Origin of the sequence: Kaistella soli (assembly GCF_019038595.1) — a bacterium.
GTDB classification, from domain to species: domain Bacteria; phylum Bacteroidota; class Bacteroidia; order Flavobacteriales; family Weeksellaceae; genus Kaistella; species Kaistella soli.
The window spans coordinates 148,150-160,872 of sequence record NZ_JAHOPF010000002.1 but is presented as its reverse complement, the minus strand read 5'-3'; the positions used below and the strand labels follow the sequence as shown (position 1 = coordinate 160,872).

Genomic DNA, 12,723 nt, shown 5'->3' with positions numbered 1-12,723 from the left:
AAATGGAATTTAAAACGCTAAGAAATATCGAAAACAGCTTTAGGCAGATAAGATTATATGCCATTGTGTTTGCGGTTCTCTGCATTGGCGTGGTAGGATACGCCGTATGGCACTCCTACCGCTTTGCAGAAGAACAACGCCAAAAAATCTATGTACTGGATAACGGCAAATCCCTGATGCTTGCCTTGTCGCAGGATGCGAGCATCAACCGCCCGGTTGAAGCAAGGGAACACGTCAGGAGATTTCACGAACTGTTCTTTACCCTTGCCCCTGATAAAAACGCTATTGAAAGCAATATGGGCAGGGCATTCAACCTTGCCGACAAAAGTGCTTTTGATTATTACAAAGACTTGTCCGAAAAGGGTTATTACAGCAGGATCATTTCGGGAAACGTACAACAACGCATTGAGGTTGATAGTGTGGTGTGCAATTTCGACACCTATCCTTATGCGGTGCGTACCTACGCTAAACAGTTCATCATCCGTTCGAGCAATGTGACCAGGCGTAACCTGATTACCTCCTGCTATCTCGTAAATTCCGTTCGTTCCGATAACAATCCGCAGGGCTTCAATATTGAAAAATTTGCAGTGATTGAAAACAGGGATATAGAAGTCATCGAACGCTAAAAAACAATTTTATGGAAGCATTATCAGATTTAAACACGTTCGCAAAAATCCTTACTGAAAAAGGATATAACGGCTATTTCCATACGCAGGGTGCGTATGCCGGAAAGTTGAAAGAAAGCATCGGGGAATACCTCGAAAACTGTCAAAAAGGTGCAGACAGTTTGCCTAAGCAGGACTTACTACTGACAGGCTACCTACAATGGTCGGGCGATGAAAAGCCCCGTGTAGAATGCAGTATGTGGGTAAAGTACCTGAATGGCAAATTCTCACTTAGCCGTATGGAAGTAGCGAAGAAAGACGGCTTTGGGCAATTACTCAAAAAATCGGAACTGACAAACCTGTCTGTAATATCCGCACCCAAAGCGTTAGAGGCAGTCGCTTTGGTCAATGATGAAGCGAAGCAAAAGGCGGTTAAAAGCCCTAAACGTTTCAAGCTATAACAACAGAAATAGTGAGGCTATGAAAAAATTAAGAGCAAATATGGACAGATACTTTGACAAGCTGGACGAACGTTGGCGGGCATTGCCCTTGCGGAAACAACACCAATATACACTGTACTTCTTTGTGGGTTACCTGATGCTTACCGCAGGTGTCATTGCCAAAGTATGGTACGATACCTCAAAGTCCGATAACCATATGGTCATTGAGCATATCGAAAATCCTGTCCTCAAAAAAAGTGAAAGCCCTGCAAGATTGCAGGACACATTATCAACAATTCTAAAAAATCAGATTTATGAAAGAAAATGAGAACAAAAAATCGGTTGTTCGGGTGACAGAAGGTGGCCCGAATGAAACCACTGATGTACTGCAAGATGGTCATAATAAAAACGAAAAAATCAAAAAGCCACTCATATTTGTTTTGATGGGCGTTGTATTTCTCGGTTGTATGTATCTGATATTTAAACCGTCCTCCGATAAAAAGGAAATTGAAAATATCGGATTGAACGATGCAGTACCAGAGGCTACCGGAGCCGGAATGCCTGCCGACAAAGGCAAGGCGTATGAGCAGGAAATGCTCGAACGCAAAGAGCAGGAAAAACGCAGTGCTTTAACTACGCTTTCTGACTATTGGAATACCGAAGACAAAGAAGAACCGATTGATGAACAACTTCCTGAAGAAGACCAAAACAACAGCTATGGAGGTGGCAGAAGCTCGGGAAGAAACGGTAATCCTACATTGAACAGTTATCGCAATGCACAAAACACGTTAGGTTCATTTTATCAGGACAACAATTCGGAAACAACAGAACTCCGTAGGCAACTGGAAGAGATGAAAGAAAAGCTGGCTGACAAAGATGTACCTAAATCTGTAACCGTTGATGACCAGCTTGCCCTGATGGAGAAATCCTACCAGATGGCGGCAAAGTATCTGCCAACGAATACAAATTCAGGAGAAGTTCCACCTGCTAAGGAGGCAAGTACGTCTACTACTAGTTCAACTCAAAAAGAACATTTTGTGGCTTTCACGCCGACAAGAAAGAACATGGTATCTGCGTTGTACCGTGAGCCTACGGATAGTGCTTTTTCAGCCAATTGGAGCGAAACAAGAAACCGAGGATTTTATACGGTAGGTTCTACCGAGCAAGCGGTACAACCGAAAAACAGTATCAAAGCCAGTGTACACGAAACACAGACGATTATTGGCGAAACAGGTGTACGCTTGCGTTTATTAGAGCCAGCCAAAACACCTAACCGCACCATTCCGCAGGGGACGATTGTAACCGCTAATGCAAAGTTTCAGGGGGGACGTTTGCAGCTAAAAATTACTTCCATAGAGCTGGAGGGCAGTATTATTCCGGTGGATATAACCATTTATGATTTGGACGGACAGCAAGGTCTGTATGTTCCATACTCTCCGGAGATGAATGCCCTTACCGAAATGGCTGGTAATATGAGCCAGACTTCGGGAACAAGCATAATGCTTACGCAGTCTGCCGGACAGCAGGTAGCCGGAGACCTTAGCCGTGGTGCAGTACAGGCTATTTCGGGCTATTTCGCCAAAAAAATAAAAACGCCGAAGGTCACACTCAAAACGGGACATCAGGTCTTCCTTGTTTCCAAACAATAATGTTGAACTCAAAATAAATAGAACAATGAAAAATCATTTAAAAACCTTTTGGGCAATTGCCCTGATACTCGGCTTTGCCGTACAATCTTACGCACAGGACAGTGTAAGAACGAAACTTGCATTGGGCAAGATAGAACCTTATAAAATGGAAGTTACCTACGATAAAACTTCGCACCTGATTTTCCCGACCGCCATTCGTTATGTGGATTTGGGTAGCGAATACCTGATTGCCGGAAAAGCGGAAGATGCGGAAAACGTGTTGCGTGTAAAAGCATTGGTAAGGGATTTTGAACCCGAAACCAATTTTTCAGTCATTACCAATGACGGGCGTTTTTATAGCTTCAATGTATATTACAGTTCCTATCCCGATGCATTAAGCTATGACCTGTTGACAATGCAAAAAGCTGTTGATAAAGCCAACGGTAACGATGTGCTTTTTGAAGAATTGGGCAACAATTCGCCGTCATTGGCTGGTTTGCTTTTAGAAACCATTTACAAAAAGGACAAGCGTATTGTAAAACATATCGGGGCTAAGAGCTTCGGTATTCAGTTTATTCTAAAAGGAATTTACATACACAATGGCAAATACTATTTCCATACGGAATTGAGAAACCGTACCAATGTGCCCTTCCAGATTGATTTTATCAATTTCAAAGTGGTAGATAAAAAAGTAGCCAAACGCACTGTGGTTCAGGAACGCCCGATGATACCACTTCGTACTTATAAACCGCTTACTGAAATTTCAGGACAAACCACCGAACAGAACGTGTTCCTGTTAGACCAGTTTACCATTGCTGATGACAAGGTACTTCTGATTGAAATTTTCGAGAAAAACGGCGGCAGGCATCAAACGCTTCAGGTGGAAAATTCGGATTTGATAAAAGCCCGATTGATTAACGATATGCACCTGAAATTTTAATAACCTTTTAAAATAATAGTAATAAAATGAAAAAGTATATCTATACCGTGATACTCATATTGATAGGAATCACGACCAGCCAGGCACAACGTATGCTGCCTAAGCAAAAAGGATTGGAAGTAAATGTTGGTGTATTATCCGATGATAAAATCGGTAACGATTATTACATCAATATTGGAATGACTGTAAACGGAAAAAATGGGAATTATCAGCTTTGGGCTTTGGAATATACACATCAATATCACGACTACAAAGATCTCCGCATTCCTCAGGAAACCTACACTACCGAGGGTGGTTACAGCTTCTTCCTGTTGGGCGATGCCCTTAAGAACATTACGTTGAATGCCGCAATAACAGGCGTAGTCGGTTATGAAAGCATTAACCGTGGTGAAGCAATGTTGTATGACGGAGCAAAGATAGTGAGCGACGATAATTTCATCTACGGAGCTGGTGGACGGCTCACATTTGAAACATACCTATCAGACCGTTTTGTATTAGTCCTGCAAGGACGTACAAAAGTCCTTTGGGGTACGGACTTGAAGCAATTCCGTCCATCCGCAGGTATAGGATTAAGGTTTAATTTTTAAAATGTAAAACAATGATAGCAATATTCAATAAATTCAGAATAGGAATACTGCCAATATATGTATTGTTGGCAATCCTTACAGCCTCGGTTTGTTTGGTATCTTGTAGCAAAGATGATGAACTTGAGATACAAAACGATTTTCCTTTCGAGGTAAACATGATGCCAGTACCCAAAGATGTTGCCAATGGCCAGACGGTAGAAATACGCATTACCATAAAGCGTACCGGGAATTACAACAACACGCAGTATTTTCTTCGCTACTTCCAATTTGACGGACAGGGAGCGCTTCGATATTATGATGAATCGCCATATCTGCCAAACGATTTGTATTCGTTACCAACTGAACAATTCAGGTTGTATTACACGTCAACATCTGCCGTATCGCAGTCCTTTGATGTTTGGATTTCAGACAGCTTCGGAAATGAAAAGCAGATAAGTTTTCACTTTAACAGTAGCGATTAAAAGTAGTATGTCAGTTCATAAAAACGGCTTACCTGATTGGTAAGCCGTTTTCTATTTAAAGCATATGATTAGGAGTATTTTACTGGCTCATCAATATTTCTTAAATTTATACTTGTGAAATTAAAAAATGTGAGGATATGGTTGCATCATTGGTTATTGGGATAATATTTTTGGTTGCAGGCTTGGGACTTCGTTATTGGATCAACCGGAGAAAGTTTTACAGGCGCAGTCCTATGGGAGCAGAGGGTTTTTCATCTTATGAAAGTTCAGTTTTTATTAAATTGACTGAAAAGGTTGGAAGATGGATAGCTTACGCCCTGATTATTTTCGGGTTGTTATCGCTGTGGGTCTATTCTCGTGAGAAAAAAGAAAAACAACACCAGGAAGTAAAACAGGACAGCCTCGAACAACCTTAAAATTCATAACTAAAAAATAGAATATTTAACAATTTGATGGTAGAGTTCTATTGGCCTTTAAGTAGACAGCAGTCTTTGAGTTGCTTACCACTTCCACAAACACAAGGGTCAGTTGGTCGCATATATGTAGTCTTTGTAACAAAATCTGGTTCTCCTTCAAAATTGCCTTGTTCACCACTTTCTGCTGCTTTTAAAATCTCTTCAAATTCTGTTCGTAATTGCTCTTGACTTTTAGGATGTGCTTTTAAAAAATCACTTAATTTTAGGTCAAAAACCTTATCCCAAATTTTGAATGTGTCTGTCTCTTTGTCTGGCGGTGTATCAACAATTTCACCACTTTCTATTTGATATTGATGGAATTTGTTTAGGTCACTTTTTAAAGCGTTAGACGTTATGAAATGGACTTCTTTTGGATTAATTAATTCAAACAATGAAATTAAAAATTTATCATTGGTACTGAATACCCTGCAACAGGGTGTATAATAAAGGTATTCCAAATCTAACAAATTTGTCTTCCTTTCACTAAACAGATTGTTATTAATTCCAACGTAGTACATAGCGACTATGCTCAAGCAAAAGAAAGCATAAGGCGAAAATTCTGCAAGAGAGGTATGATTTTCACTTTCCCATCTATAAAATATCTGTGCTGCCAAACCATAGTCTAAATCGAAGTAGTCAATAATTAAAGCCAAATATTGCTTTTGATTTTCGGGTTTGTGCAATTCGTTGAATAAAATTTCTTTTAGTGTTTTTAAATTTTCTTGATTATCACCTAGTTTTTTTTCTAATTTGATATTTGAAAATTGAGACATTTTACTTTTGAAAACTTCAACAACATTTTCGTCCTTACTTTGGCTTCTCCAGAACCAAGATATAATTTCATCAATAGAATTAAACTGACCATCTTTCCAACGTCTAATTGACTTTTCTTCCTCCGTTTCTTCAAAAACAAGTCCTTGTTTTGCTCCCGTGTTGATTGATTTAGCTGCTTCTAAAAAAGGTCTATTGTCGAAATCATTTTGCTTACCAATGAGAGATGTTTCTAAAAGTCTTTTATAGGTGGTATTAACATATGTGTTAGCAGGAAAAATCTTGTTCGCTAACCCAATTACAACATCTTTAGGTAATCGTTTACCTTCTACTTCTTCTTTTGACAAATCGCCTAAAATCTCAGACACAAGTAGAGGTGTAACGTTTATTATGTAATATCGATGTAACTGTATTAATTCGTGGTGACCTAAACTTTGAAAAGTAGATTTGTCTAAAATTATTGCTAATGACATATTTTTTATAATTGTTATATATTGGAAATTTATAAAAATTACTATTAACACAAATTATGCGCAATGCATATCTTGTACAATCCTGTAAAGATTATCCTTCTCCAAATTTACATAAAAATTGCCTTCAAATTGCGGTTCTAAAGCCAAACACGACCTCTCAAAGCCAAACCCTGCAACATTCTCCATCACTACTAAAAGCCTTTATAAATTCGATTTCCACAGAAAATTGAGCAAACAATGGAAGTAATCGCAATACAAAAATCCGTACTGGAGGGAATGAAAAATGAGCTGAAAGAACTTTTGGAACTGACCGAAAATGCCACGAAAAAATACACACCAATTTTCGAAGAAGAGCAATGGCTCGATAATCAGGAGGTCTGTCTGATGATGAACATTACCAAGCGGACTTTGCAGACCTACAAGGACAAAGGGTTGTTACCTTATTCCAGACTGAACCGTAAGAATTATTATAAACGCTCGGATGTACAGGCTTTGCTCGAAGCCGGGCAGCCGTACAACAGCAATAGCAATGGATTTACTGACGAATGAAGCCGAAGAAATCATCGCCCATCAGGAAATGATAAATCAGTTGAGAAGCTGTATCGAAAGTATATTGAAAAACTACCGTCCTGTAATGAACGGAGAAATTTACTTGTCGGGCGAAGATGTGTGCAAACTGTTACGTATCAGCAAAAGGACTTTACAGCAATACCGTGACGATAATATTCTGCCATATATACAGATTGGGGGCAAAATAATTTATATGGAAAGCGATATTATGAAAGCTTTGGAAAAGAATTACGTTGCTAATAAGACTGATAAATTATAACCAAAGTCAGTCCAGATTATGTCTTCTTATAAGAATGAGTTTAGTATCTTTGCTTTTGAAAATATAGAAAATCTTAAAGTGTTTTTGCTTTAAGTCCCACATTGAAAACTGGTAATTTTTAGACAACGGGACGATAAGGAAGAACGCTCATGCCATAGGCGTGGGCGCTCGCTTATTCGTTGTCGGGTATACCAGTACCTCAATGTGCGGTAAGTGTAGTTGCCTGCGCTTTCTTTTTGTGCAGGGCTACATCAACTTTAAAAAGGTATGATGCTATGGAAACTGGTACATCTCAACAAAAAATTACCCTCGCCTTTATCAATGATAAAAGCCCAATTTTGGATTTGATTTACAATGAACTCCTTACTTCTGGAATTGAGGTATTGTTTCGTTCGGAAAACATTGAAGTCGCACTATCTAAATTATCAGCATTAAAAGAAATCCCGAAAATTTGTATAATTGATCTTGATTTTTACGACAGAAATGTACTGGCTCAACTTCAAGAATTAAGAACACAATATCCAACAATAAAATTGATTGGCCATAGTGAAATTGATGATGAGAAAATAGGAAGGGCTCTTTTAGATATAGGGTTTTTGAGTTATCTGCTTGTTGGTAGTGATATTATTGACTTTAAGAAAGCTATCTTCAGTGTTTAAAGACTATACTTCATCTTCATCCTCTCCATACCAACTTGAAGTATCCACATCGTAATCATCAACCTCAAACTTAGTGGAGGGAAAATCCTCATCGATTTGATAGCGTATCTTCGTTTCAAAAGGAAATGTTTCTGGCAAGTCTAATCCGTCACCTTCACGTCTTTCTTTATTAGATCCATATTCAAGAATCACATGTAAATCTCCAAAGACGTCCACTACAATTTCATATTCGTTAATTTCTGAAATATGATATTCGGACACCTCACTATATTCCAATGAATGATGAGGTGCAAGCCGATCAACATTCTCGAAAAAATTAGTTACAGCAGATGATATCATATGCTCTTCGATATGCCCATCGAGGAATTGTTTAAGATCTTCACGATAGTTTTCAATTGTTTCTACTAAACTAATGAAAGAGTTAAGTACATCTTGGCTCATACGCTCAACTTCAGAATCGCTAATATTGAACACCTCAGGATTAATATGAGTGTACTTGCTTAAAGTATTGATTGTTTCTTTTACATTCATTATCATGTCTTTAAGTTCGTCAACATCAAATCCCCAACTATCTAAAAAAGCGTCTTCTATTCCACCCTGAACTGCATATTTGATTCGTTGATTTCTTGTTGGTTTTCCATCTGGTGTCTCAGGTTTAAACCAATTGCAGTTTTTGATCCGATCTTCTGGCGCAAGGTTATAAAGAAAATGCCGTGAAAGCTCCCTTATGGAGTAAGCGAAGTTGTTGTATCGTAATTTATTACTTTTATCATTTAGACTGGAAAGTGATGCCTCAAAAAGATCAAGTTCAAACTGGTTGGTCAGTAACTGCGTTATTTTTTCCGTTTTTTCCATTTTGATTTATTTAATTTCGGATAATGTAAATTTCAAGCTATTCCAAAACTCGGTGATAAGTGCAGGTAAAATCTCATTTAGTTTTGTATCATCATTAAAAAAACGTTTCCTGTTCTTGAATGTCTTAATTATTCCATTGTTAAAATCAGGAAGCAATATAAACTTCTCTATAAGCCTCTTATTTTTAATGTTCTGATATACCTTTGGAACACTATCAATGGAAGCATTATGGACAATTTCATTCCGTAAATACATAATGATGCGTATTTCGTCGCTCATCTCATAGATAGAGCCTGGCATTTCTCTGAAAGCTGTTTTCTTTGAATCCCCGTACACCGTATCCTTTGATTTTAGTTTGGGATAAGTCAAGAAATCAATATGGAGGTTTTCGAGTTCGTAAATGATCTTAGTAGTAAAATCCATCTGGCTGTACAAGTTGATGAACAAGTGATTTACGAGTGACGTAATATTTGTGACAATGTAGCCGGAAGCATATTGAATACCATCATCGACTACAGTCAAGTCATTATGCACAAGAAAACTATTATTGTTTAGCGTTCTGTAGAATTCTCCGATAATATATTTAGTCTCAAGTATAGAGTTCTGTAATGTGCTAATCAGGTTCTCTACATCAAAATAGTACAACAACCTAAAAAGTTTTGACTTGTCCTCAATACCATGAACCAGCGTCTCGAAGTCCTCTTTAGATAACCTAATTTCTGCATCGATACCTGCAAGGGATGCAAAAGGAAATATAGGAGTAGTGAAGTAGCCGTGGTAGGTTTCTATATCGCCAAAGATTTTTTTGGCGAGGTGATCCCTAAGTTGGATGCATATTTTTTCAATTTCATAAGTCTGATCACCAGCACTGAAAACAAGCTCATAGTTTATATGCTCGGTAATATAAAAACAATCTTCTAATGGTGTTTCTGTCGGTATTCCGTTGGTGTTGTAAAATTTCATGAGAGTTCCAGTATATCTATTACATCTATTTTTATATGTGTTCAAAGTAATCAGTATGTAAAAGGACACCTAGACACCATCGTCCATTGAATTCAAAAAATTAACAACAAATTTAGTAAATTAAAGAGTCCTTCAACGGACAAGTAAGACAAAATCTATCTTTAATCAAGCGACGTTCTTTTGCTTCTTTTCTTTGGTCGCAGTGTGGAAAGAAAAGAAGTTGGTTTAAACAAAAAATGGGATAATGAATATCCCACACAATAATGTCGCAACCTGTTTGGTAAAATGTAAGGAAAGGGAATTGTGTAGTAGTGCATTTTGACAAAGGGGTTGCAACTATTTTAAATGCAAAAATGCGTTTCCGACCAAAGTGAGGAATTGCATTTTTGCCCGCCCGATTTTTTGGGTCAGGCGACTTTTATCGGGTGGGTACGGAAATCTTTCAGATTATGAAAAAATCCCTTGTATTCGGTCATTCCTCTGCGAAACAAGTTCCATAGCAAAGAACAACCCATTTGGGTTAATGATGAATTTATAAACAAATCTTGGTGTTCCAATGCTTCTGCAAGTGAGCAACTTGGCGTGTTGTCCTCTTGTTCGGATTGCTTCAGTAATTCGCCAAATTCATCGGTAACAAATGGTAGGCTTGTCACCGTTTCATACTTTTCAGAATTGGGTTGCTTTATCTCTCCGATAGTAGATAGTATTACTTGTCCTGTATCTTGGCTGTTGCCAAAATCCAACCAATATTTTGGCACATCTTGATAGTGTCTGCGGTAGCTTATTTCTTTAAGAATTTCAGCAACGCCAAACCTCGCCTGTACGTTATCCACGCACGTAATAGTAATGATTGCCCTTGCTTCTTCGGGCAATCTGCCGAACTTATCCTTTTCAAATTTTACAGTCTTGGCTTTCCAATTTGTACCTGCCCAACGGTTGCAACGATTGATTAAAGCAACGGATTTGTATAATCCTGTTTCACTTTCTGCAAAACGCTGTCTGCCCAAATTGGCACTCGTGATAACATCATCATCCCAAAGGCGGACTTGCAACCCTGCGTGTCCTAATGCTATCAAACTTTCGTTTATTTCCATTAAGGCGGTCAATACTTTTGAGCCTGTACCACCTGCTCCGATAAGGTTTACCGAAATCGGATTGGTAGGATTGAGTAAATAGTTGTCCGTAAAATGAACTGCTGTTTTTGTCGTATTCATCACAATAGATTTTTAAGGGTTTTATTATTCTTTTTCAATACCTCTTTAGGAAAGGGTTTATCCGTATTGATAAGGTCTTTCCAAAGGGTTACAATATTTTTTTTAGTTAAGTTTTCGTATAATGAATGACTGAAATAAGAATTGAAAAAATAATGTTCCCACGCCTGTATAAATTCCTCAACCGAAGCCGAATTTTTAATGTCAATACTCACAGTACCCATACATACATTGCCCTTTTCGTAGATATTGAAGAAAGGTGCATAATGCAATGGCGTTTTCTCGGTGGGTCTTCTGTCATTTGCTAAAGCAAATACCGTAAGACTGCTTTTATTGGCAAACCATAGCATTGGCGGTACTTCTGCCTTGCCGTTGGAAATACCTAAACTATCCACAAAATATATCTGCCTTTGCTGTGTTTTGGTGTACCATAGCACCGTACCTTTTTCGCTCGGATTAATATGCAGAATGTTGGTCGGCAAAATTCCCTTTGGCTTTAAAAAGGCTTTGCTATTTTCTTCATCGGTCTTTAGAGCCTTTGCCAATACATTGGCTTCTTTTACTGTCAATGGGTGGGCATTGATCGGCGTTCCGTTGTTATCCATATCAAAATGCTCCACATACACATCGGTATTTGTGCCTATGGTTTCGTAAAAAACCAAAGCAGATTTCGGATGGTACAATGTGCCAAAATTTTCGGTGATGTCGTTTACGATGTTCATTTTTCTGTTGTTTTAAAGTCGTCTAATATTGTGCAGAGGTCATCCAATAAGGCAAACAAGCAGTTCTCAAAATCGAGATTTGTTGTTGGTATTTCACTTACGTCAAATCGCTTGCAAATGGTTGGTTCTTCCATTGCTCCGTACTCGTTAAATTCATTGTTGATGGTATCGGAAAGGCTTCTGTATAACCAACCCTTGGTATCTGCAATAAATGAAATGTACTTTTCCATTCCGATTGCTTCGTTTTCGTAATCATCATTGTAAGGGTCTTCTTCGGATATTGGTGCGTTTCGGAAAATGCTTGCGTTCGGATATTCAGTAAAAAGGGCAAACGCATTGCAAGACACCTTATGGCATTCCCTGTCGAACATATCAACGCTTTTAAATCGGTTCAAACGCTGTTCAAATACCTTTAGATTGATACGGTTAAATAGCTTTTGTTCTATTTTATCGCCAATGTATTCGGCATTTCTCAACTCCCTTTTATAAGCTTCGGTTTCGTCCGTTTCCTCGTCCTGTTCTACCCAATCTTTGTGCATTTCATATTGCCAATACAGATAGCTGTCTTCTTGTCTGTAATACGGCACATCGGCAATATGGTACAGATAACTACATACTGATATTAAAAGCTGTGCAGTCTTTTTACGCTTCGGGTCTTTGAGCATTTTAAAAAGCGGTACAATAGGAATGTAATACAAGGTTGTACCTGTATTGTATCGTTCCTCACTTGTGAAGTAGGTTTTCTTACTGTCCTGTACCAATTTGAAACTATCCCAATTGATATTGGTACGTTTTACTTTGGTTTCCATATCCCACATAGCCAATGTTATATTGTATGGAAACTCAAAATCCTTGGTCTGCATTGGTTCAATGCTGTAATGCTCGGCAAGTTTGGAAAGGGACTTGTAAAAATCCCTCTCCGTTTTCTGACAAGCCTGTACGGATTGTGCTGTTTTCAGTTTTGGCAGAAACGTACACTTTAGAATACCATTGGTAGCATTGCTATTGGTACGGATTTCTGCTTGTCTTTCTGCACTTGGTTTGCATCTTTTGGTCTTTGTAGCCAATTGGCGAACTCGCCCAACTGTCGGTGCAATTGCCGTTGTCGTTTCTGTTCGGGTATG

The 12,723-nt window shown here is 38.4% G+C and carries 17 protein-coding genes; 11 read left to right on the top strand and 6 right to left on the bottom strand.

The features are described from left to right. Positions 1-2: 2 nt before the first annotated feature. From traK to KSK37_RS03830, 8 genes are all read left to right on the top strand, one after another. Positions 3-626, top strand: coding sequence for a conjugative transposon protein TraK (gene traK, locus KSK37_RS03865; RefSeq protein WP_217199589.1), 624 nt, complete (start codon positions 3-5; stop codon positions 624-626). An 11-nt stretch (positions 627-637) separates the two neighbouring features. Further along, positions 638-1,066, top strand: coding sequence for a hypothetical protein (locus KSK37_RS03860; RefSeq protein ID WP_217199587.1), 429 nt, complete (start codon positions 638-640; stop codon positions 1,064-1,066). A gap of 40 nt (positions 1,067-1,106) precedes the next feature. Continuing rightward, complete coding sequence (locus KSK37_RS03855; RefSeq protein WP_425513994.1) at positions 1,107-1,373, top strand: nitrogen regulatory IIA protein; 267 nt, start codon at positions 1,107-1,109, stop codon at positions 1,371-1,373. Continuing rightward, a complete protein-coding gene (gene traM / locus KSK37_RS03850; protein ID WP_217199585.1) occupies positions 1,360-2,694 on the top strand; it encodes a conjugative transposon protein TraM in 1,335 nt (444 codons plus the stop codon). Before KSK37_RS03855 ends, traM begins: the two co-directional genes overlap by 14 nt. Positions 2,695-2,719: 25 nt before the next feature. Continuing rightward, a complete protein-coding gene (traN, locus tag KSK37_RS03845; RefSeq protein WP_217199584.1) occupies positions 2,720-3,613 on the top strand; it encodes a conjugative transposon protein TraN in 894 nt (297 codons plus the stop codon). A gap of 26 nt (positions 3,614-3,639) precedes the next feature. After that, positions 3,640-4,200: a conjugal transfer protein TraO gene (locus tag KSK37_RS03840; protein WP_217199583.1), complete on the top strand. Its 561-nt coding sequence runs from the start codon at positions 3,640-3,642 to the stop codon at positions 4,198-4,200. An 11-nt stretch (positions 4,201-4,211) separates the two neighbouring features. After that, positions 4,212-4,661, top strand: a complete 450-nt coding sequence (locus KSK37_RS03835; RefSeq protein WP_217199581.1) for a DUF3872 domain-containing protein — start codon at positions 4,212-4,214, stop codon at positions 4,659-4,661. Positions 4,662-4,798: 137 nt separating this feature from the next. Continuing rightward, complete coding sequence (locus KSK37_RS03830; RefSeq protein WP_217199579.1) at positions 4,799-5,077, top strand: molybdenum ABC transporter permease; 279 nt, start codon at positions 4,799-4,801, stop codon at positions 5,075-5,077. 47 nt (positions 5,078-5,124) lie between these two features. On the opposite strand, the gene KSK37_RS03825 is transcribed toward KSK37_RS03830, so the two are convergent. Then, positions 5,125-6,360 carry an SEC-C domain-containing protein gene (locus KSK37_RS03825; protein WP_217199577.1) on the bottom strand — a complete coding sequence of 412 codons (1,236 nt, stop codon included), beginning with the start codon at positions 6,358-6,360 and terminating at the stop codon, positions 5,125-5,127. 237 nt (positions 6,361-6,597) lie between these two features. Between KSK37_RS03825 and KSK37_RS03820 the strand changes: the two genes are divergently transcribed. The 3 genes from KSK37_RS03820 to KSK37_RS03810 all read left to right on the top strand — a co-directional run bounded on the left by KSK37_RS03820 (position 6,598) and on the right by KSK37_RS03810 (position 7,848). Beyond that, a complete protein-coding gene (locus KSK37_RS03820) occupies positions 6,598-6,909 on the top strand; it encodes a helix-turn-helix domain-containing protein (protein ID WP_217199575.1) in 312 nt (103 codons plus the stop codon). Then, on the top strand, positions 6,890-7,189 hold the full coding sequence (locus tag KSK37_RS03815) for a helix-turn-helix domain-containing protein (RefSeq protein ID WP_217199573.1): 300 nt from the start codon (positions 6,890-6,892) through the stop codon (positions 7,187-7,189). Before KSK37_RS03820 ends, KSK37_RS03815 begins: the two co-directional genes overlap by 20 nt. A gap of 275 nt (positions 7,190-7,464) precedes the next feature. Beyond that, the gene (locus KSK37_RS03810) at positions 7,465-7,848 is read left to right on the top strand and encodes a response regulator (RefSeq protein ID WP_217199571.1); all 384 of its coding nucleotides are present in this window, start codon (positions 7,465-7,467) and stop codon (positions 7,846-7,848) included. Between the two features lie 3 nt (positions 7,849-7,851). Here the strand turns inward: KSK37_RS03810 and KSK37_RS03805 are convergent, their stop codons facing one another. The 5 genes from KSK37_RS03805 to KSK37_RS03785 all read right to left on the bottom strand — a co-directional run bounded on the left by KSK37_RS03805 (position 7,852) and on the right by KSK37_RS03785 (position 12,666). Further along, positions 7,852-8,703 (bottom strand): pPIWI-associating nuclease domain-containing protein, encoded by an 852-nt coding sequence (locus KSK37_RS03805; RefSeq protein ID WP_217199570.1) that lies wholly within the window; start codon positions 8,701-8,703, stop codon positions 7,852-7,854. A gap of 6 nt (positions 8,704-8,709) precedes the next feature. Beyond that, entirely contained in the window at positions 8,710-9,666 is a 957-nt protein-coding gene (locus KSK37_RS03800) for a hypothetical protein (RefSeq protein ID WP_217199569.1), read from the bottom strand. A gap of 407 nt (positions 9,667-10,073) precedes the next feature. Further along, on the bottom strand, positions 10,074-10,880 hold the full coding sequence (locus KSK37_RS03795) for a PRTRC system ThiF family protein (protein ID WP_217199568.1): 807 nt from the start codon (positions 10,878-10,880) through the stop codon (positions 10,074-10,076). Beyond that, complete coding sequence (locus tag KSK37_RS03790) at positions 10,880-11,599, bottom strand: PRTRC system protein B (protein ID WP_217199567.1); 720 nt, start codon at positions 11,597-11,599, stop codon at positions 10,880-10,882. The genes KSK37_RS03795 and KSK37_RS03790 overlap by 1 nt, the downstream gene beginning before the upstream one ends. Next, on the bottom strand, positions 11,596-12,666 hold the full coding sequence (locus KSK37_RS03785) for a hypothetical protein (RefSeq protein ID WP_425513993.1): 1,071 nt from the start codon (positions 12,664-12,666) through the stop codon (positions 11,596-11,598). The genes KSK37_RS03790 and KSK37_RS03785 overlap by 4 nt, the downstream gene beginning before the upstream one ends. Between the last annotated feature and the right edge of the window lie 57 nt (positions 12,667-12,723).